This is a genomic window from Flavobacterium sp., assembly GCF_035195345.1.
Classification (GTDB): Bacteria; Bacteroidota; Bacteroidia; order Flavobacteriales; family Flavobacteriaceae; genus Flavobacterium.
Window position 1 is genome coordinate 949,643 of record NZ_CP136574.1, and the last position, 18,991, is coordinate 968,633.

The 18,991-nt window shown below is 31.4% G+C and carries 19 protein-coding genes; 10 read left to right on the plus strand and 9 right to left on the minus strand.

Annotation, left to right across the window (positions count from 1 at the left end):
* Nucleotides 1–98: 98 nt before the first annotated feature.
* Nucleotides 99–800 (plus strand): hypothetical protein, encoded by a 702-nt coding sequence (locus RSE15_RS04555; RefSeq protein WP_324069782.1) that lies wholly within the window; start codon nucleotides 99–101, stop codon nucleotides 798–800.
* Nucleotides 801–877: 77 nt separating this feature from the next.
* On the opposite strand, the gene RSE15_RS04560 is transcribed toward RSE15_RS04555, so the two are convergent.
* Genes RSE15_RS04560 through RSE15_RS04575 form a run of 4 tightly spaced genes read right to left on the minus strand, consistent with a single transcriptional unit; the run spans nucleotide 878 to nucleotide 6,284 of the window.
* Entirely contained in the window at nucleotides 878–1,327 is a 450-nt protein-coding gene (locus RSE15_RS04560) for a hypothetical protein (RefSeq protein WP_324069783.1), read from the minus strand.
* 41 nt (nucleotides 1,328–1,368) lie between these two features.
* On the minus strand, nucleotides 1,369–2,082 hold the full coding sequence (locus tag RSE15_RS04565) for a hypothetical protein (protein WP_324069784.1): 714 nt from the start codon (nucleotides 2,080–2,082) through the stop codon (nucleotides 1,369–1,371).
* Nucleotides 2,083–2,123: 41 nt separating this feature from the next.
* Nucleotides 2,124–4,592 (minus strand): carboxypeptidase-like regulatory domain-containing protein, encoded by a 2,469-nt coding sequence (locus RSE15_RS04570; protein ID WP_416380768.1) that lies wholly within the window; start codon nucleotides 4,590–4,592, stop codon nucleotides 2,124–2,126.
* A gap of 9 nt (nucleotides 4,593–4,601) precedes the next feature.
* A complete protein-coding gene (locus RSE15_RS04575; RefSeq protein ID WP_324069786.1) occupies nucleotides 4,602–6,284 on the minus strand; it encodes a M23 family metallopeptidase in 1,683 nt (560 codons plus the stop codon).
* Between the two features lie 193 nt (nucleotides 6,285–6,477).
* Between RSE15_RS04575 and RSE15_RS04580 the strand changes: the two genes are divergently transcribed.
* The 3 genes from RSE15_RS04580 to rny all read left to right on the plus strand — a co-directional run bounded on the left by RSE15_RS04580 (nucleotide 6,478) and on the right by rny (nucleotide 8,840).
* Entirely contained in the window at nucleotides 6,478–6,768 is a 291-nt protein-coding gene (locus RSE15_RS04580; RefSeq protein ID WP_324069787.1) for a hypothetical protein, read from the plus strand.
* A gap of 7 nt (nucleotides 6,769–6,775) precedes the next feature.
* Complete coding sequence (locus tag RSE15_RS04585; RefSeq protein WP_324069788.1) at nucleotides 6,776–7,069, plus strand: cell division protein ZapA; 294 nt, start codon at nucleotides 6,776–6,778, stop codon at nucleotides 7,067–7,069.
* A 208-nt stretch (nucleotides 7,070–7,277) separates the two neighbouring features.
* Nucleotides 7,278–8,840 carry a ribonuclease Y gene (gene rny, locus RSE15_RS04590; protein WP_324069789.1) on the plus strand — a complete coding sequence of 521 codons (1,563 nt, stop codon included), beginning with the start codon at nucleotides 7,278–7,280 and terminating at the stop codon, nucleotides 8,838–8,840.
* Nucleotides 8,841–8,953: 113 nt separating this feature from the next.
* Here the strand turns inward: rny and xerD are convergent, their stop codons facing one another.
* The gene (gene xerD / locus RSE15_RS04595) at nucleotides 8,954–9,853 is read right to left on the minus strand and encodes a site-specific tyrosine recombinase XerD (RefSeq protein ID WP_324069790.1); all 900 of its coding nucleotides are present in this window, start codon (nucleotides 9,851–9,853) and stop codon (nucleotides 8,954–8,956) included.
* A gap of 26 nt (nucleotides 9,854–9,879) precedes the next feature.
* Entirely contained in the window at nucleotides 9,880–10,773 is an 894-nt protein-coding gene (locus RSE15_RS04600) for a hypothetical protein (protein ID WP_324069791.1), read from the minus strand.
* Nucleotides 10,774–10,820: 47 nt separating this feature from the next.
* Between RSE15_RS04600 and RSE15_RS04605 the strand changes: the two genes are divergently transcribed.
* Nucleotides 10,821–11,180 (plus strand): TM2 domain-containing protein, encoded by a 360-nt coding sequence (locus tag RSE15_RS04605; RefSeq protein ID WP_324069792.1) that lies wholly within the window; start codon nucleotides 10,821–10,823, stop codon nucleotides 11,178–11,180.
* Nucleotides 11,155–11,517: a DUF2752 domain-containing protein gene (locus tag RSE15_RS04610; RefSeq protein ID WP_324069793.1), complete on the plus strand. Its 363-nt coding sequence runs from the start codon at nucleotides 11,155–11,157 to the stop codon at nucleotides 11,515–11,517. Before RSE15_RS04605 ends, RSE15_RS04610 begins: the two co-directional genes overlap by 26 nt.
* Nucleotides 11,518–11,857: 340 nt before the next feature.
* On the opposite strand, the gene RSE15_RS04615 is transcribed toward RSE15_RS04610, so the two are convergent.
* Nucleotides 11,858–12,466, minus strand: coding sequence for an outer membrane beta-barrel protein (locus RSE15_RS04615; RefSeq protein ID WP_324069794.1), 609 nt, complete (start codon nucleotides 12,464–12,466; stop codon nucleotides 11,858–11,860).
* A 379-nt stretch (nucleotides 12,467–12,845) separates the two neighbouring features.
* Here RSE15_RS04615 and RSE15_RS04620 point away from each other — a divergent pair, with 379 nt between their 5' ends.
* From RSE15_RS04620 to RSE15_RS04635, 4 genes are all read left to right on the plus strand, one after another.
* Nucleotides 12,846–13,400, plus strand: a complete 555-nt coding sequence (locus tag RSE15_RS04620) for a porin family protein (protein ID WP_324069795.1) — start codon at nucleotides 12,846–12,848, stop codon at nucleotides 13,398–13,400.
* 109 nt (nucleotides 13,401–13,509) lie between these two features.
* Nucleotides 13,510–13,923, plus strand: coding sequence for a type II 3-dehydroquinate dehydratase (gene aroQ / locus RSE15_RS04625; RefSeq protein ID WP_324069796.1), 414 nt, complete (start codon nucleotides 13,510–13,512; stop codon nucleotides 13,921–13,923).
* A gap of 59 nt (nucleotides 13,924–13,982) precedes the next feature.
* On the plus strand, nucleotides 13,983–16,448 hold the full coding sequence (locus RSE15_RS04630) for a DUF5686 and carboxypeptidase regulatory-like domain-containing protein (protein ID WP_324069797.1): 2,466 nt from the start codon (nucleotides 13,983–13,985) through the stop codon (nucleotides 16,446–16,448).
* A gap of 122 nt (nucleotides 16,449–16,570) precedes the next feature.
* A complete protein-coding gene (locus RSE15_RS04635) occupies nucleotides 16,571–16,795 on the plus strand; it encodes an addiction module component CHP02574 family protein (protein ID WP_324069798.1) in 225 nt (74 codons plus the stop codon).
* A 45-nt stretch (nucleotides 16,796–16,840) separates the two neighbouring features.
* On the opposite strand, the gene RSE15_RS04640 is transcribed toward RSE15_RS04635, so the two are convergent.
* On the minus strand, nucleotides 16,841–17,608 hold the full coding sequence (locus tag RSE15_RS04640; RefSeq protein WP_324069799.1) for a sulfite exporter TauE/SafE family protein: 768 nt from the start codon (nucleotides 17,606–17,608) through the stop codon (nucleotides 16,841–16,843).
* Nucleotides 17,609–17,678: 70 nt separating this feature from the next.
* Nucleotides 17,679–18,989 (minus strand): UDP-N-acetylglucosamine 1-carboxyvinyltransferase, encoded by a 1,311-nt coding sequence (gene murA, locus RSE15_RS04645; RefSeq protein WP_324069800.1) that lies wholly within the window; start codon nucleotides 18,987–18,989, stop codon nucleotides 17,679–17,681.
* Between the last annotated feature and the right edge of the window lie 2 nt (nucleotides 18,990–18,991).

An 18,991-nucleotide genomic window follows, 5' to 3' on the forward strand; every position in this document is an offset into this window, starting at 1 on the left:
ATGCACAAACTTGTCATACTATTAGGAATTTCTTTTTTAATTTAATTTTGAACTTGTAATTGAATTTGATTTTTGACATTGAAATTTGAACTTAAAAAATGTACATAAACAGCTCAAATATTACTTTACCCGATGACAATGACACCATTGTTTGGAAATATTTGGACTTGTCTAAATTTTTAGACATGTTAATGTCGCGTCAATTATTTATGTCACGCTCTGATAAGTTTGAAGATCAATATGAAGGCACGTTTTCGGAACCTACTTTTGAGGAAATTAAGAAAATTGCGGCAAACAATTCTAAATTTTTAGACTATTACAAATCGCATCGCGAAAAAGTGGTGATTAGTAGTTGGCACATTAATGAATACGAATCCTTTGCCATGTGGCAAATTTTCACTCAAAATACAGAAGGTTTAGCCATTCAAACTACTATTGGAAGACTAAAAGAAGCTCTACAACCTGAAAGACAAACCGAACAATACATTGGAGCAGTAAACTATATTGATTATAAAAAAGAGTTTATTCCTTTTGATGATACGTTTTTTCCATTCTTATTCAAACGTAAAAGTTTTCAATATGAGAGAGAAATTCGCATTATCTCTGACGTTTCTGCTAGTGGAATGACCATTGATAATGGATTAAAAATAGACGTTAATCTGAACCAACTAATAGAAAAAATCTACATTCACCCCAAAAGTGAAAACTGGTATAAAAAATTAGTCATCGAATTGGTTTCCAAATTGGGATTTGATTTCGAAATTGAGAAATCGGATTTAGAGAGTGATATTTTGATTTAGAGTTGGAACGCTGATGAAACTGATGCTTTGCAACGTTTATTGAACTGATTTTTTTGAACTTTTGAGTTACTACTAATTTAGCCTTGCAAGTTTATCATCAAATTATAGTAAACTTTTGAACTTAAATTTATTTTCACATTAAAATAGCAATTTCCACCATCTGCTATGTCAATTAATTCTTTTTTCCAATCTGCAAAATCGAGACCCACTAATTCACACATACAATTTATGTAAACTTCCTTTTCTCCATTTTCATTTTTCACAACAACATATTGCCTGTAATATTTTTTTAAAGGAAGTAACTCATTTGATTTTGTAGCACACTCAATTAATAACCTTTCAATTTCTTTAAAATCTGTATCATTCAGTTGTGCTGATTCTGCATTTTTAAATGGAAAAACCCAATTTTTATCATATTCTATTATAGCGATTTTGCCTTTATTAATTTTAATTTTTTCAACAGAATTTGCTTGACCAAAACTTGATAAAGCAATAAAAAACATAAGAAAGCTTAAAATTTTATTCATAAAATAATTTCAGACATTATAAAAACTTAACAATAATAACCTTAATTCGGAGTATAAACTTCCACTTTCCAATCCTCAGCTAATAAGTTTACGTAGTGATAATGTACTTTATCATTTTTATCAAATGCACCGTTTTTATTGATATCTTCAATACATCTAAAATATAAGCGATTTTGTGCTTCAATGATGTTCCAATCGATTAATTCTTGAAACTCTTCTGAAAGTTTTGTGAAATTTTGACCACTAATTGAACTAATATATAGTGATTTAATATCATTTTGATCTACTTTACCATCTTTATTAGTATCTGAGTCTACAAGCGAATAAACCATTATTTGCTTTTTAGTTTTCGAAGCTATAGTATTTAAAAATGTTGCTGTTTGAATTTGAATTTTTTTATCAGACAATGGACTAACAATTGTAGAATCAATATGTTGAAAATTCAAATTATCAAAAAAACCTGTAATTTCAAATCGGTTATAATTAGAAATTGCATAACTCACTTGATTTGTTTTGCTGCTTCCATACACTTTTCCATTTGTTTCGTAAACTCTCACATCGCCAACAGGATGAATTAGGTATTTTGTGCCTTCCATTAAAATTGGCAAATCGGCTACTTTTATAGAAGAGGTATCTTTAACTTTCGTTTCAGCCTTTGCTTGTCCACCTTCATAAATTACCTTTGGAGTTTCGGTTTCTTCTTTACAACTAAACAAAGTTGTTATAAGACAAAAAGTAAAAAAGATGCGCTTCATAATAAAAATTTTATAGTCAAATATACTAAATAATTATTGGCTTACAATCGGGCAACCAATTTGATGTTGAAAACACGAGTGGTCATATAGTTAGGAATTCCGTATTGTGATTTGGTGTACACATCGCGCACCCAAGTATTCGTAATTGCGTTTTGATTGTTGAATAAATTAAAAATTTCCAATCCCAAAGAAAATTCATTAAAAGGTTTTAACCACACTTTACTCGATTTAATTGTTTCATCTTTAAACACAAATGAAAAACCAACATCCGCTCTACGGTAATCATTTAAACGCAATTGGTACGCATATGGATCGGCATACGATGGAGAACCTCCAGGCAAACCTGTGTTATATACTAAATTTAAATATAAACGTAAGTTTGGAATATTAGGCATATAATCTTGAAACAAAACTCCAAATTTTAATCGCTGATCAGTTGGACGAGCAATAAACCCTTTCCCATCTTGATTTTCTTCGGTTTTTAAATAGCCAAACGTAAACCATGATTCAGTACCTGGAACAAATTCACCATTTAGTCGGGTATCAAAACCATAGGCATAAGCTTCTGCATTGTTATTCGCTTCATATCGAATTCTAACATTGTCAATAGTGTACGTGTTTACGTCGGTAATATTTTTATAATACGCTTCGGAGACCAATTTAAACGGTCGGTTCCACATTTTAAAACTATAATCGTTACTTAAAACCACATGAATCGATTGTTGCGCTTTTACATTCGTTTGCACTACCCCATCTTCATCTCTTAATTCTCTATAAAAAGGTGGTTGGTGATACAAACCTCCAGACAATCGGAACAACATATCTTTATTCCAATTGGGTTTAAATGCAAACTGAGCTCTGGGTGAAAACGTAATTTGGCTATCGCCTTTTGGTCTACCATCAGCATCAACTTGCCATTGATGTGCACGAACTCCAGCATTTACCCAATAGTCGTGTTCGCCTATATTTCCTCTGTAATTCCATTGTGCATAACCTGACAATCTATTGATTCTGGTGAAATTTGTAGCTCTTACATTTTGATAAGGTGCTAATGGTCCAACATACGGATTGTAAGGTTGGTCGTTTTGATAATCCAAAAGTGGGTTAGGTAATGAAAAACCAGCAGAATCTACAACTTCCCATTCTACAATTCTATCGCGAATATCTTCAAGTGTAAATTTTGCGCCCCATTCAAATTGTGATTTTTCATTTAATTCGTGAAAACCTTTTACTTCGGTGTTAACAATTAAAGCATCTAAATCGTTACGAGCGTGATTTAATTGCGAACCAATTCCACGCGTAAAAACAACATCGCCAAAGGTTTCCGAACCAATATTTGCATCTACTTCACCCAAACGATATTGGGCTAATATGTCATAATATTCTTGCTCTTGCGTATGATAGCCCGAAAGGATAAACTTTAATTTATTTTTTTCATTGTATTGGTAAACTGCTTTTCCAGCACCAAAAAACGTTTGGTATTTATCTTTTTCTTGTCCTTCATAAAAAACCAATAATGCTATAGGCTCATCAATCGTTCCAAAATTGGTTTGACGCGTTAATGGTTCGTAATTGTATCTATTTTGGGAAATGTTTCCTAAAAAGCTAAAATTCCATTTAGTAGAAGCATTGAAATTCAGCAAGGTTTGAACATCAAAAAATGTAGGTTTAAAATTAGTTTCCGTTTCCTGACTATTTACTAACAAACTATTATCTCTGTATCGAACCCCTGTAATATTACTCCATTTTTGATTTTTAGAAACACCCTCAACTGTTAGGCTACCACCTAATAAACTGGCTTCTAAACTGGCTGCAAATTGCTCCGGATTTCGGTAGGTAATATCTAAAACCGAAGATAATTTATCCCCATACTTAGCTTGAAAACCTCCAGCTGAAGCATCAACATTGTACACCATATCGGTATTGGTAAAACTCAACCCTTCTTGTTGACCAGAACGAATTAAAAAAGGGCGATACACTTCAATTTCGTTGACATAAACTAAGTTTTCATCGTAATTCCCACCGCGAACAGCATACGATGTACTAAGTTCGTTATTACTATTAAAGCCTGGTAAGGTTTTTACGATATTTTCGATTCCTGCATTAGCACCTGGAATTCTTCTAATAATTACAGGATCAATGGTGGTGACACCTTCGATACGTTTTTTACTATTTGCTGTAATAATTACTTCCCCAAACTCTTCTACTTTGGAGTTCATTAAGGGATTTAATTCGTAATCTTCATTTGGTTTTAAAGTAATATCAATTGATTTTTTCTTTAATGAAACGTGAGAAAAAACAAGGGTTACCTTTTTGTTGGCATCAATTTCTATACTATAGAAACCATTTTCATTGGAAACCGATACTTTATCACCTACCGTAATTGTTACATTTTCTACTGGATTATTAAACTCGTCCAACACAACACCTTTAACACGGGCTTTCTGCGCCGAAATTGTCAACGAAAATAAACCCACAAAGAATACTAAAATTATATTTTTCAAAAGAATTTGTTTTAATTATCTAAAAAAGTAAGATTCAAAGGTAGTAGAATTTTGCAAATTATCCGTTACAACAATCTTTAAATCATTCCTACCTTGAACGCAAATATCATCTTCTAAATTGTGTACTAGTTTTTTGGTTTTATAATCATACTCCAATAAAATCCATTTTCCGTTCAAATATCCGTTATACGTATCAATCTCAGAATGTAAATCACTTACCGAAACGCTGATTGTTTTTTGCTCCTTTATGGTTTTACCTTCTACAAAATTCACATTGTAAATTCTCGGAGGCGTAACATCTTGTGCTAATTTAAATTTACCTAAGGTTTTGGTTTTTATTGAAAACGAGTTTCCTTTTCGATACGTTTTATTATAATCTAACTTGTAGCCCTCTAAAGTAGCAATATATGTTTTTGCTAATTGTTCTTCTGATAAACCTTCTACGTCATTAAAGGTAATTGTAATATTTTTATGCACTGGAACACTATCATCGTGCAAGGTTAAAATATCTTTATTAACTTCAAAATTTAAATAAAAATTCGAATAAAAGGCATTTTCAGGAATTTGTACAGAAACCTTATCTTTTTCAAAGATAGACTCATTTTTAGCTTTTACAAAATAAGGCGTTTTTTGGATTACATTTTTAATAGTAGCCTGTAAATTAGCGTATTCGATTGGGATAATTACATCTACTTTATTCCCATGAAAATCAAACAATTCCACTCTATACGTATAATTCGTTCCTGGCTGCACTTTAATGGTTCCATCTTTTGTGTTATTTTCAACAATTGAAAGTGGATACGGTGATAATTCGAATAACTTTTGAACCCGTTGTCCCATCAGATGAAATCGCTCATAATCAATAAAGTTATTAATATAGCGTGACTCATCAAAAGCAAAACCATCAAAACCGTATTGATAATACAATACCCCGTTTAAATAAGCTTTTACTTTATATAAACCGTTTTTATTGTATGCATTGGTACAAAAATCATGCGCATTAATTCCAAAAGCCATTTTCCCATTAGCTTTTACTTTCACTCCTAAATACGTTCCATCGGCTTGTTTAGAAAATGAAATATTGATTGGTTTTTGAGAGTTGTTAACTGTAGTAGAATCCAACGGATAAGCTACCAAACCTTGAATTACAGGTAAACGTTCATCTTTAATCATTTTTTTAAACCCAAAATGCAACGGATTTAATATTTCTTCTGATTTTGTATTTCGAAATTCAAAATGTAAATGAGGAGCGCCACTACCTCCCGTATTGCCTGTAAAAGCGATTATATCCCCTTTTTTAACAGGTAATTCGGTTGGATACAAATACATTTCCACTTCATACGATTTTTCTATATATTGTCTTTTTTTAATGAACTCTTGAATGGAACCGTTGGCTTTTTGTAAATGACCATAAACCGAAGTATACCCATTTGGATGCGTAATATATATTGCTTTTCCGTAACCAAAAGTTGAAATTTTTATTCGAGAAACATAACCATCTCCAGTAGCATATACAGGCAACCCTTCGACCCCTTTTGTTTTAAAATCTAAACCCGAATGAAAATGATTGCTTCGTAATTCACCAAATGAACCCGACAAATCAAGCGGAATATCCAAGGGTGATTGAAAGTAATCTTGAGGAAAATCCTGACTGTAAATTAATAAAGGGGCGAGTAAAAAGGCTAATACAAATTTCATTGTGCTTATGTTTAGGGCTAAAATAGTAAAAAATATCGTAAATATACCTAACAAAAACGGTACCATTAATAATGAATTAATTTACAATAAGTTACAAACTATAAAAATTAATTCATAAAATTTAGTAAAAAGTATTGCTATTTTTGAATAGTAATGCTAACTTTGTGAAATAAAAAAATGAATTATATCATTAATGAACGGATTATCTGAATTAATTGATTCTCTCGAAGTTAAATTTTTCAAGCTCAATCAAAAAGTGACACAACTTGAAAAGAAAAACCAAGAGTTGCAGGCTGAATTGTTGCTTTCTAAGAAAAATCAACAAACGCAATCAAGCGAAATGGACGCTTTGAAGAACCAATTGGATACTCTAAAAATGGTAAATTCATTACTAGGCAGTGAAGAAAATAAAAGAGAAACAAAACTCAAAATAAATTCATTAATCAGAGAAATTGATTATTGCATAGCCCAACTTTCAGATTAGAAAGCAAATGAGTGAAAAACTGAAAATTAAAATATCAATAGCAGACCGAGTGTACCCTTTAACCGTGGAACCCTCACAAGAAGAAGGACTAAGAAGTGCTTCCAAAAAAATAGATGCTATGATTAAACAGTTTGAACAAAGCTATGCCGTGAGAGACAAACAAGATGTTTTAGCTATGTGTGCCTTGCAATTTGCCGCACAAGTAGAACAAAAACAAATTACGAGTACTCAAGATAATGAAAGCAACTTTACCCGATTGAAAAATTTGGATAAAAAATTGAGTGAGTTACTCTCAAAATAAATACGTTCTTACAATAAAACAAAGATACTGCCTACATTAGTATATATTTGATAAACTCAACACTAACAAATTAAACGAGTGAATCTTTGCAACTATAACAGGCCCTTTAGTGGGAAGTTTGAACTGCAGGTTAGCTCAAATCTTGTATAACAGAGTTTATACAAACACCTAATGTAGGCTTTTTTTATATAATTTTTTAACACAAATAATGGATATACTAAGCATAATAATTGGAATTTTTGTCGGGATTGCAGGTGGTTTTGGAATTGCTAAATTTTTAGAAAAAAGCAATGTTTCAAACTTAATTAAAAACGCAAAAAAAGAAGCTGGTTCTATTTTAAAAGACGCTAAAGTTGAGGCTGAAGCTACAAAAAAAGAGAAAATTCTTCAAGCTAAAGAAAAATTCTTAGAACTTAAAGCAGAGCATGAACAAGTCATTTTAGCTAGAGATAAAAAAACAGCTGAAGCTGAAAAAAGAACTAGAGATAAAGAATCTCAAATTTCTAATGAGTTAGCAAAAGCTAAAAAAGTTAACGATGAAGCCGAAGCTAAAATCAACGAATACTCTTCAAAAATTGAGCTTTTAGAGAAAAAACAACAAGAAATTGACAGACTTCACAAAAGTCAGGTGGAGCAATTAGAAGTTATTTCTGGTTTATCAGCTGAAGAAGCTAAAGAACAATTAGTAGAAAGCTTAAAAGCTGAAGCTAAAACCAATGCTATGTCATTCATCCAAGACACCGTGGAAGAAGCAAAAATGACAGCTCATCAAGAAGCTAAGAAAATCATTATTAGTACTATTCAACGTGTAGGAACAGAAGAAGCTGTAGAAAACTGTGTTTCTGTATTTAACATTGAATCTGACGATGTAAAAGGTAGAATTATTGGTCGTGAAGGTCGTAACATTAGAGCTTTAGAAGCTGCAACAGGAGTTGAAATCATTGTAGATGACACACCAGAAGCAATTATCTTATCTTGTTTTGATCCAGTACGAAGAGAAATTGCTCGTTTAGCGTTACACAAATTAGTAACAGACGGACGTATTCACCCAGCACGTATTGAAGAAGTAGTAGCTAAAACAGCGAAACAAATTGACGAAGAAATTATTGAAACCGGAAAACGTACGGTAATTGATTTAGGAATCCATGGATTACACCCTGAATTAATTAAAGTAGTGGGTAGAATGAAATACCGTTCATCTTACGGACAAAACTTGTTACAACACTCAAGAGAAGTAGCTAAGTTGTGTGGTATTATGGCAGCTGAATTAGGATTAAACGTTAAATTAGCTAAAAGAGCTGGTTTATTACACGATATAGGAAAAGTACCAGATACCGAAAGTGAATTACCTCACGCAATTTTAGGTATGCAATGGGCTGAGAAATATGGTGAAAAAGAAGAAGTTTGTAACGCAATTGGAGCGCACCACGACGAAATTGAAATGAAATCATTGATTTCTCCAATTATCCAAGTGTGTGATGCTATTTCAGGAGCGCGTCCAGGAGCAAGAAGACAAGTTTTAGACTCTTACATCCAACGTTTAAAAGATTTAGAAGATATCGCTTTCGGATTCAGTGGCGTTAAAAATGCTTATGCTATTCAAGCAGGTAGAGAATTACGTGTAATTGTAGAAAGTGAAAAAGTATCAGACGATGCAGCGGTAAATTTATCATTTGATATTTCTCAAAAAATTCAAACTGAAATGACTTATCCTGGTCAAGTGAAAATTACAGTTATTCGCGAAACAAGAGCTGTGAATATTGCTAAATAATATTTTAGTTAACAGTCGCAGTCGCAGTTGACAGATAAAAAAAAGATGTTTCAAAATTGAAACATCTTTTTTTTGCACGTTATAGTACTGTGACTGAAAACTGAGACTGCCAACTATTTACGTGGATGATAATTATTCAAAACTTCCGAAAGAAATTTTCGATCTAAATGCATATACACTTCAGTAGTTGTAATGGATTCATGACCAAGCATTAATTGTATCGAACGTAAATCGGCACCGTTTTCTAATAAATGGGTTGCAAACGAATGTCGAAAAGTGTGTGGACTAATTGTTTTATTCAAATTGATTTTTAGCGCTAAATCTTTGATGATTGTAAAAATCATGGCCCGAGTTAGCTGTTTTCCTCTTCTGTTTAAAAACAAGGTGTCCTCATGCCCTTTTTGTACCGCATAATGCACTCGAATCAAATTAACATATGAAGTAATGTATTTAATAGTAGAGCCTCCTACAGGAACAAAACGCTGTTTATTTCCCTTTCCTGTGATTTTTATAAAACCTTCTTCAAAAAACAAATCAGATATTTTTAAACCCACCAACTCCGAAACACGCAAACCACAGCTGTACAAAGTTTCTAGCATGGCTCTATTGCGTTCTCCTTCTGGAGTAGATAAATCGATTGCTGAGATTAATGCATCAATTTCTTCCGTTGCTAAGGTATCGGGTAATTTGCGTCCGGTTTTTGGTACTTCAATTAACTCTAGCGGAGTATCTTTTCGGTAATCTTCAAAAACTAAGTAATTAAAAAAACTTTTTAATCCTGAAATTACTCGCGACTGACTGCGCGCATTTACTTTTGAGGCAATCTCATAAATGAATTGCTGTACAATTTCTTCTGAAATAGTAATTGGCGAAATCTTGATATCATGTTGATTTAAAAACAACACTAACTTTTCAATATCAAACGTGTAATTTTCAATGGTGTTTTTAGAAAGACCACGTTCTAACCTAAGGTAATTTTGATATTCTTTAATATAGGATTGCCAAGTACTCATGCTTCAAATATAAGCAAGAATCAGTATTAATTAGAAGGTTTCTTAATAATTGTAATACTTGCACTTTCATTTTTCTTAAAAGAAGATAATAAATCAAAGGTTCTATTTTCATCAACTAAAATTATCTTAGCTGAATTGGTTGGTATTGTACCTTCATTAATTGCTTTAATTTTAAAAACATTATTAATAGTAAGATCAATAGGAATAGATAGTAACTTTTTTTCTAATTTAATTTTATAATTATCCAAAATCAAAACATCATTATGATATAAATTAATAATATCACCATCATCTTGACCTGCGTCAAAAATTTCAATTATAACTTTTTTAGAATTCCAAAATATGTTTAAATTTTGATCTTTCAACAATTTATTAATTTTCAAACTATCTAAAATTTTGATAGGATTAACTTTCTGTTTTGTAGCTGCATCAACTCTTTTAGATTTTTGAATTTTCTTATTTACTTTATTAGCAAAATTATATATCTTATTACTTCCTACTAATGTAACCGTTCCATCAATACATTTTGTTTTATTCTTATAAAGACCTTTAAAAGCTCCTTCAACTTTACTGGTATTATCAACTAATTTAACTTTTCCTGAAAAATTAACAAAACAAAATGAACTTTGAGCATATTTAGATTTCGTGTATAAAATTTCTTTTTCTTGAAAAGTAAACAACTTTGTTTTTCTATCATATGTTCCTTCAATTGTGTTTTTTGTTTCGTGAGCACCGTCTAAGTCTGTAACTGAAAAACCTAAAATTTTACCTTTATTTTCTTCAAAAACCAATCGATATGTGATAATTGTTTTATCATTTCCATTTAACTTTATGGCTCCAAAAAACTCATAATTTACCTGCCCTAAACAAGTTATACTTACCAAAAAAGGAAACATGATATGAAGCAGGTTTTTTTTCATTTTTTATGTATTTTTTTTTATTTTTGTGCAAATCTAAAACATATTTTATGAAAATTAAATTATTTTTATCAGCTTTAATGCTAACATTTGGTGCTTTAACAATTTCTTACGCATCATTTCCTGTAGAAAAAACAACTACAAACAATGTAACTGTTGTTGAAAACCAAGAAGATGAATTATCTTCTCCAGCTACTGCTGATTCTGGTAAAAGCCAAGTAACTGCTCTTATTTTAGTTGCATTGATTGGTGGATTAGGAATACACAGATTCTACTTAGGGTACACTTGGCAAGGAATTGTTCAATTACTTACTTTAGGTGGTTGTGGTATTTGGGCATTAATTGATTTAATCAGAATTATCACTGGTGATTTACAACCTAAAAATGGTTCGTATTCAAAAACTCTTTAATTTTCTAATGATTCGTAAATTTATTTTTTACAGTATTCATCTTTCAACAATAGTTGCTCCATTTATATTATTCTTTTTACCAGCAGATTTTTTTGACAAAGGTGAGAGCATTTGTCTTTCAGTAAAATTAGCAGGTATTGAATGTTATGCATGTGGATTAACTAAAGCTACTATGCACTTTATTCATTTTGAATTTGAGCAAGCTTGGAATTTTAACAAATTATCTTTTATTGTTGTACCGATGTTATTTCCCCTTTGGGTTAAATCAATTTACGATATTCAGGGTAAAAGGTTACCCGGTAAATTAGGAAATTTAATGTATGAAAAAGGAGCTTAATGCTCCTTTTTTTATTAATAAATCAAACCGAAATAAAATAAATAATTAAAATTTTATTTCCTCAATGCCAGATTGACTTACTTCCATGTTAGTGACATAGTAAAAATAATATTTGAAAACTGATAATTCATTGTTGTTTCCAAACAAAACTAATTAATTTAAGCATCACTTTTGCATCTATTTACTCTACTAAAAGTGACTAACTTATATAATTTAAGTATGCTAAAAAGTAAAACATTTTATTATAAAGGTAATATGCTCGAAGATTAGCCTTAACTTGTTTTTAAAACAAAAAAAAATCCCGCCAAAGCGGGATTTTCATTATTGTAATAATTACAAATTAGAATTTGTAAGTTAAACCAAATTGTGCAGTAGTAAAGAAGTTATTGAAAACATTTACATTTGCATTGAATTCAGATTCGTTCTTAGCACCATCCCATTTTTGAGAAGAGTAAGATAAAACATCTGTTAAAGCGAAGTTGATAGCAAAACTATCAGAAACGAAATAATTCATTCCTAAACCTGCACCAAATCCAAAACCAGAATATTTAGCATCACCTAAACCAGCTTTTCCTGATTCCATTCCTAAACCAGCTTCAGCATAAGTTTTGAATCTTTTTCCTAAGTCTAAGAAATAATAACGTCCAAAAACACCTGCATTGAAATTAGAATTTTTGTCAGTTTCAGTTCCAGCTGTTTCTTCTTTGTCAGAACCAATTCCTAACTCAACTCCAACTGCAAATTTATCAGTTAAAAAATAACCAACTTTAGGGTTGAATTGAAAATTGTTTGTTTTTACTTCAGTGTTTTTGTCATTTGTAGAACCAAAAGCTAAGTTACCTTCTACAATAACATCACTTTTAGCAAAACCAAAACCTTTTTCTTCTTCTTGTGCGTTAGCAAAACCGAAAGCCAATAATGCTACTGCAGATAATAAAACTTTTTTCATGTTTAGTTTAAATTTAAAGTTAATAGGGCAAATTTATAGCATTTTTTCATACAAAATAACATGTTTAGTTATGTTATTAACAATTTTATTAACAACAAAAACAAACACTATTCATAATCAAACACTTAAGATACAAAAAAACTAAAAATTTAATTTTTTTTTAATAAAAAATACTAACGAAAATAAAATAAAAAAAATATTAAGTAACTGAATATCAATTATTTCCTAAAAACGATAAAAAATGCATTTTATCGATAAAAATACTTAAAAGCGCTAAAAAGCGTTATTGTTGTAGGTCTTTTAGTAGAAAAGATAAAAAATAGAGAACATTTATACGAATTAGTACCGATTTGAATTTTTAACAAAAAAACACAAACAGATGAAAAAAACAATCGCAACATTGATTTTACTGGTTCTAGGAACGGGTATATCGCAAGCACAATTACTAGAATTTGGAGTAAAAGGAGGGGTTAATTTTGCTAATTACACTGGAGGTGACGTTTCGGGGGTGGATTTTAAAACCATTACAAGCTACCATGCTGGAATGGTTATGGAATTAAAAGTATTTGAAAACTTTGCCATACAACCCGAACTTTTATATTCTACCCAAGGTGCCGAATTAGAAGGTTTAGGCGACCAATTTAAAAACAAGTTAGGCTACTTATCAATACCTGTACTTGCTAAGTTTTATTTAACTTCTAACGAATTAAGTTTAGAACTAGGACCACAAGCTTCTTTTTTAGTAAGTGAACGCAATGAAGTAGATGCGAACGACACCAACTCTTTTGAATTTGGAATTGCAGGTGGATTAAGTTATAAAATAACCAAAAGTATATTTGTATCTGGACGCTATGTAGCAGGTTTAACAGAAGCTAAAAAAGATGCCGATGTAAAAAACTCGTTAATTCAGTTTTCTGTAGGCTATATGTTTTAACTAATTGCCAAAATATACTTTATAGTATAGGAGCAATTAAAAATCACAATATTTTATTAAAACCATTCTTAAAAGGAATGGTTTTTTTATTTTTACAAAAACAATCGTCATGAAGATCATCATTATAAACGGTCCAAACCTTAACTTATTAGGCAAACGTGAACCCGAAGTTTATGGAAATGAAACCTTTGAATCTTATTTTAAAAAGTTACAAATTCAGTTTCCTAATGCTACACTAGAATATTTTCAAAGTAATATAGAAGGAGAAATTATTTCTAAACTTCAAGAGACCGGATTTTCGTATGATGGTATTGTTTTAAACGCTGGTGCTTATACGCATACTTCTATAGGAATTGGCGATGCCGTAAAAGCAATTACTACACCTGTGGTAGAAGTGCATATTTCCAATACATTCGCAAGAGAATCTTTTCGTCATCAATCGTATATTTCACCCAATGCAAAAGGTATTATTATTGGCTTTGGATTGGAGAGTTATGAGTTAGCTATAAAATCTTTCATATAATACAACCATTCTTTATAAATAAACGTCTATTAAAACATATTCCATACAAACCAAACCAAATGAAACAACAAATTACTTTACTCCTACTGGTTTTTACCACCATTTCCTTTGCACAAATAAAAGGAACCGTTAAAGATAAAGAAGGAAATCCATTACCCTTTGTAAATATTTATATTGAGAATACTTATATAGGTACTACTTCTAACGAATTAGGGAAATATGAATTAAATACAACTGAAAAAAACAATGTGCATTTGATTTTTCAGTATTTAGGATTTAAAACACAAAAACAAATTCTTAACATTTCTCAATTTCCGTATGAATTTGATGTGGTTTTAGTGGAAGAAGATTTTCAGTTGAAAGAAGTTGTGGTTATGAACGGAGAAAATCCAGCCAATGAAATAATCCGAAATGCTATAAAAGCAAAAAAGAAAAACGCTGCCAAAACGGATAAATTTGAAGCTGATTTTTACTCAAGAGGTATTTTTAAAGCTAAGGATATTCCTAAAAAATTTATGGGCGTTGAAATTGGTGATTTAGAAGGCAACTTAGATTCGACCCGTAGTGGTATCATTTACCAATCGGAAACCGTTTCTAAGATAAAATTTGAAAAACCTAATAATTTAAAGGAAGAAATTATTGCTTCCAAAATTGCTGGTGATGATAATGGTTTTAGTTACAATACCGCCTTAAACACCAATTACGATTTCTATGGAAATTATGTTGATTTTGGGATTAACATGGTCTCGCCTATTGCAGATAATGCTTTTACTTATTACAAATATAAATTAGAGAGCACTTTTTACGACGATAAAAACCAATTAATCAATAAAATTTTGGTGACTCCAAAACGAGATAAAGAACCCGTTTTTGAAGGATATATTTACATTGTAGAAGATTCATGGGCTATTTACGGAATTGATTTAGACATTAAAGGTTACAGAATGCAACAACCTATTTTGGAGTCAATGAAAATAACCCAAAACTTTAGTTACAACACTGAAAATAAAATTTGGGCAAAAAACATTCAAACGTTAGATTTTAGTGCCGGTATTTTTGGTATGAAATTCGCAGGAAAGTTTACCCACGTATTTACTAATTATACCTTTAAAGAAGCTTTCGATAAAAAAACCTTTGGAAAAGAAGTGGTAACCTTTGCCGAAAATGCTAATAAAAAAGAAGAAACCTATTGGAATGAATATCGACCAGTTCCATTAACCACAGAAGAATCTACTAATTACATTAAGAAAGACAGTATTCAAACGATTAGAAAATCACAAGTATATTTGGATTCTATTGATGCTAAAGGAAATAAATTCAGATTACTTAAAATTATTACAGGATATAATTATAAAAATTCGTTTAACAATTGGAATTTTAACTATCAAGGACTCACCAATTTGGGTTCTCTAAGTTATAATACGGTTCAAGGATACAATTTAGACAGTGGGTTTTCCTATAGAAAATGGAATGAAGAAACAGGAAAATTCACCTCGATTTCATCTACCTTTAATTATGGTTTTTCTGAAGATAGACTTCGTGTGAAAGGAAATTTCTACCATAGATTCAACAACCAAAACAATGCATATATTAGTTTAAATGGTGGAAGTGCAATTAGTCAGTTCAATCCGAGTGAGCCAATTAGTAATTTAGTGAATTCGGTAGCAACTTTATTCTTTAAAAACAATTATATGAAATTGTACAATAAAGAATTTGCAGAAATTAACTATGGAAGAGAGGTAGTAAACGGTATTTTCGCTTCCGGAAAACTGATGTACGAAAACCGAAGAGCCTTATTCAATACAACTGATTATACCATTATTAAAAGTGATGATTTGTATTTTTCTAACGACCCTTTGCAACCTACAAATGAGACTTCAATTCCTTTTGTAAAGCATCATATAATGAAGGCAAGTTTAGGAACACGAATTCGTTTTGGACAAAAATATATTTCGCGTCCTGACGGAAAGATAAACATTCAAAATGATGATTATCCAATTGTAAGCTTCTATTACGAAAAAGCATTTGGTGCCTCTAACAGCAATTACCATTATGATTTAATTAGCGGAACCGTTGATTACAACAAAACCATCGGTAATAAAGGTGATTTTGGCTTACGCTTTAAAGCGGGTAAATTCTTTAATGCTGATAACATCTCATTTGTCGATTATAAACATTTCAACGGAAATCAAACCCATGTGACCTTATTGAATAATTCTTTAAACTCATTTAATTTGCTTCCATATTATAGTCATTCTACAAATGATGCATATTTGGAAACGCATATAGAACACAATTTCAAAGGCTACATTATGAATAAAATTCCATTATTAAATAAATTACAATGGAATTTAATTGGCGGTTTTCATCAGTTGAACATTCCTAACATGAAACCATATCAAGAGTTTACCGTAGGATTTGACAACATTGGTTGGGGTAAATTCAGATTCTTACGTGTAGATTATGTAAGAAGCTATCAAAATGGTTTTCAAGGAGATGGGGTGATGTTTGGGTTGAAGTTTTAATAGCTTACCGAAAGGCAGAAGCATTACAATTGATCTTACAGTAATTAATAGAAATATATTTGATTAATTTTGTAGCGTTAAAATTAATGTCTAATTTTACTATATAATTTATTTTTGTAATTATGAAAACACAAATCATACAAGACCACAACGGACATCCGACAGGAGTTTTCATTCCAATTGAAGATTGGGAAATTATTAAAAATGAATATCCAAATATTGAAGCAACTGAAAAAGAATTAGAACAATGGGAAAAGGATATTATAGACCAAAGACTAATGGCTATTGAAAAAAATCCCGAACTTTTACAGCCTATTGACAAGCTTTTTCAAGAACTTAAACGATAATTTTAAAAACACTAAAGGAAGCACTTCAATAACAGAAGTGCTTTTTTATTTCAAAAAAACATCATATCCAAAACGTAACAACGCTAATCCCACCACAATTAAAAAGAAGATTCGAATAAATCCGTTGCCTTTAGAAATGGCTAATCTTGCGCCTAACCAAGATCCGGCAACATTACAAATTGCCATAGGAATAGCAATCGTCCAAATGATTTTTCCTTTCAAAACAAACAAGGTAATGGAGCCAAAGTTAGTAGCCAAGTTAACTAGTTTTGCGTAGATATTGGCTTGCAAAAAATCGAACCCTAGTATGGCTATAAACGCCATAATTAATAAACTTCCTGTTCCAGGACCAATAAAACCATCATAAAAACCTAAAAAAACACAAATTACACTCCCGTAAATATAGGTTTGCCTAGTGGTTAATTTATCAATTTGAAATTGACCAAAATCTTTTTTGAAATAAGTATAAAGTAATAACAAAATCAAAATCACAAAAAGTAAAGGTTTCATGAAATCGTTTTGCATTACGTTAAGTAAACTCGAGCCTAAATAAGCAAAACCGAAAGAAACAATTGCCATGACAAAAAACAACTTCCAATTGACCTTTGCTGATTTTAAATACTGATAAGCTGCCATACTTGTACCACTAAAACCTGGAATTTTAAGCGTTCCAATAATTGAAGCTACGGATATATTGGGTAATAAAATTAAGGCTGCAGGGGTTTGTATTAAGCCACCACCACCCACAATAGCATCAATAAAACCAGCTATGAAGGATGCAATGCAAAGAAAAATGACGATGTAAGTTTCCATTTTATAGTAATCAGTCCCAGTGTTCAGTCTCAGTAACGCTGCTTACTGCGACTGAACACTGAACACTAAATTATACTCTCACAATATTAGCTCCTAACGCTCTTAATCGTTCGTCGATGCGTTCGTAACCTCTATCAATTTGTTCGATATTTTGTATGGTTGAAGTTCCTTTTGCTGTTAAAGCAGCAATTAATAAAGATATTCCAGCTCTAATATCTGGCGAACTCATTGTTGTTGCTTTCAATTGGGATTGGAAATTATGTCCCATAACCACCGCTCTGTGTGGGTCGCATAACATAATTTTCGCTCCCATGTCGATTAATTTATCTACGAAGAACAAACGGCTTTCAAACATTTTTTGGTGAATTAACACATCGCCTTTTGCTTGTGTACAAACCACCAAAACAATACTTAACAAGTCCGGTGTAAATCCTGGCCATGGTGCATCTGAAACTGTTAATATAGAACCGTCGATATCGGTTTTAATTTCGTAACCCTCTTTATGAGCTGGAATGTAAATATCATCGCCTTTTCTTTCTAAGGTAATTCCTAATTTTCTGAATACATTTGGAATTTGACCTAAGTTCTCCCAACTTACATTTTTAATCGTAATCTCACTTCGTGTCATAGCCGCAAGACCAATCCAAGAACCGATTTCTACCATATCAGGTAAAATTCGGTGTTCGCAACCACCTAAACTTTCAACTCCTTCAATCGTTAATAAGTTAGATCCTACACCTGAGATTTTAGCTCCCATAGAATTCAACATTTTACATAATTGCTGTAAGTAAGGCTCACAGGCTGCGTTATAAATAGTTGTTGTTCCTTCTGCTAAAACAGCTGCCATTACAATATTAGCCGTTCCTGTTACAGAAGCTTCGTCTAACAACATGTAAGCTCCTTGCAATCTTCCATCGATTTCCACTCCGTAGAAATGGTCTTCTCTTTCATATCTAAATTTAGCACCTAAGTTAATAAAACCTTCAAAGTGCGTATCTAAACGACGACGACCAATTTTATCGCCTCCTGGTTTTGGAATATATCCACAACCAAAACGCGCTAATAAAGGTCCTACAATCATAATGGAACCTCTTAAACTTCCACCTTCTTTTTTAAAAGCTTCGGTTTTTAAGTAATTTACATTTACCTCATCAGCTTGAAAGGTGTAATCACCAGGCCCATTTTTTTGAATTTTAACTCCTAAATTACCCAAAAGTGTAATTAATTTGTTAACATCTATAATATCTGGAATATTAGTTACTCTAACTTTTTCAGAAGTTAACAAAACAGGACATAACACTTGTAATGCTTCATTTTTTGCTCCTTGAGGTGTTATATCTCCTTTTAATGCTATTCCTCCTTCTATTTTAAATGTTCCCATGT

Excerpts from the sequence above, each read along its gene's own strand:
- RSE15_RS04555 (WP_324069782.1), top strand. The coding sequence starts at position 99 with ATGTACATAAACAGCTCAAATATTACTTTACCCGATGACAATGACACC.
- RSE15_RS04560 (WP_324069783.1), bottom strand. The coding sequence starts at position 1,327 with ATGAATAAAATTTTAAGCTTTCTTATGTTTTTTATTGCTTTATCAAGT.
- RSE15_RS04565 (WP_324069784.1), bottom strand. The coding sequence starts at position 2,082 with ATGAAGCGCATCTTTTTTACTTTTTGTCTTATAACAACTTTGTTTAGT.
- RSE15_RS04575 (WP_324069786.1), bottom strand. The coding sequence starts at position 6,284 with ATGAAATTTGTATTAGCCTTTTTACTCGCCCCTTTATTAATTTACAGT.
- RSE15_RS04580 (WP_324069787.1), top strand. The coding sequence starts at position 6,478 with ATGAACGGATTATCTGAATTAATTGATTCTCTCGAAGTTAAATTTTTC.
- RSE15_RS04585 (WP_324069788.1), top strand. The coding sequence starts at position 6,776 with ATGAGTGAAAAACTGAAAATTAAAATATCAATAGCAGACCGAGTGTAC.
- rny (WP_324069789.1), top strand. The coding sequence starts at position 7,278 with ATGGATATACTAAGCATAATAATTGGAATTTTTGTCGGGATTGCAGGT.
- xerD (WP_324069790.1), bottom strand. The coding sequence starts at position 9,853 with ATGAGTACTTGGCAATCCTATATTAAAGAATATCAAAATTACCTTAGG.
- RSE15_RS04600 (WP_324069791.1), bottom strand. The coding sequence starts at position 10,773 with ATGAAAAAAAACCTGCTTCATATCATGTTTCCTTTTTTGGTAAGTATA.
- RSE15_RS04605 (WP_324069792.1), top strand. The coding sequence starts at position 10,821 with ATGAAAATTAAATTATTTTTATCAGCTTTAATGCTAACATTTGGTGCT.
- RSE15_RS04610 (WP_324069793.1), top strand. The coding sequence starts at position 11,155 with ATGGTTCGTATTCAAAAACTCTTTAATTTTCTAATGATTCGTAAATTT.
- RSE15_RS04615 (WP_324069794.1), bottom strand. The coding sequence starts at position 12,466 with ATGAAAAAAGTTTTATTATCTGCAGTAGCATTATTGGCTTTCGGTTTT.
- RSE15_RS04620 (WP_324069795.1), top strand. The coding sequence starts at position 12,846 with ATGAAAAAAACAATCGCAACATTGATTTTACTGGTTCTAGGAACGGGT.
- aroQ (WP_324069796.1), top strand. The coding sequence starts at position 13,510 with ATGAAGATCATCATTATAAACGGTCCAAACCTTAACTTATTAGGCAAA.
- RSE15_RS04630 (WP_324069797.1), top strand. The coding sequence starts at position 13,983 with ATGAAACAACAAATTACTTTACTCCTACTGGTTTTTACCACCATTTCC.
- RSE15_RS04635 (WP_324069798.1), top strand. The coding sequence starts at position 16,571 with ATGAAAACACAAATCATACAAGACCACAACGGACATCCGACAGGAGTT.
- RSE15_RS04640 (WP_324069799.1), bottom strand. The coding sequence starts at position 17,608 with ATGGAAACTTACATCGTCATTTTTCTTTGCATTGCATCCTTCATAGCT.
- murA (WP_324069800.1), bottom strand. The coding sequence starts at position 18,989 with ATGGGAACATTTAAAATAGAAGGAGGAATAGCATTAAAAGGAGATATA.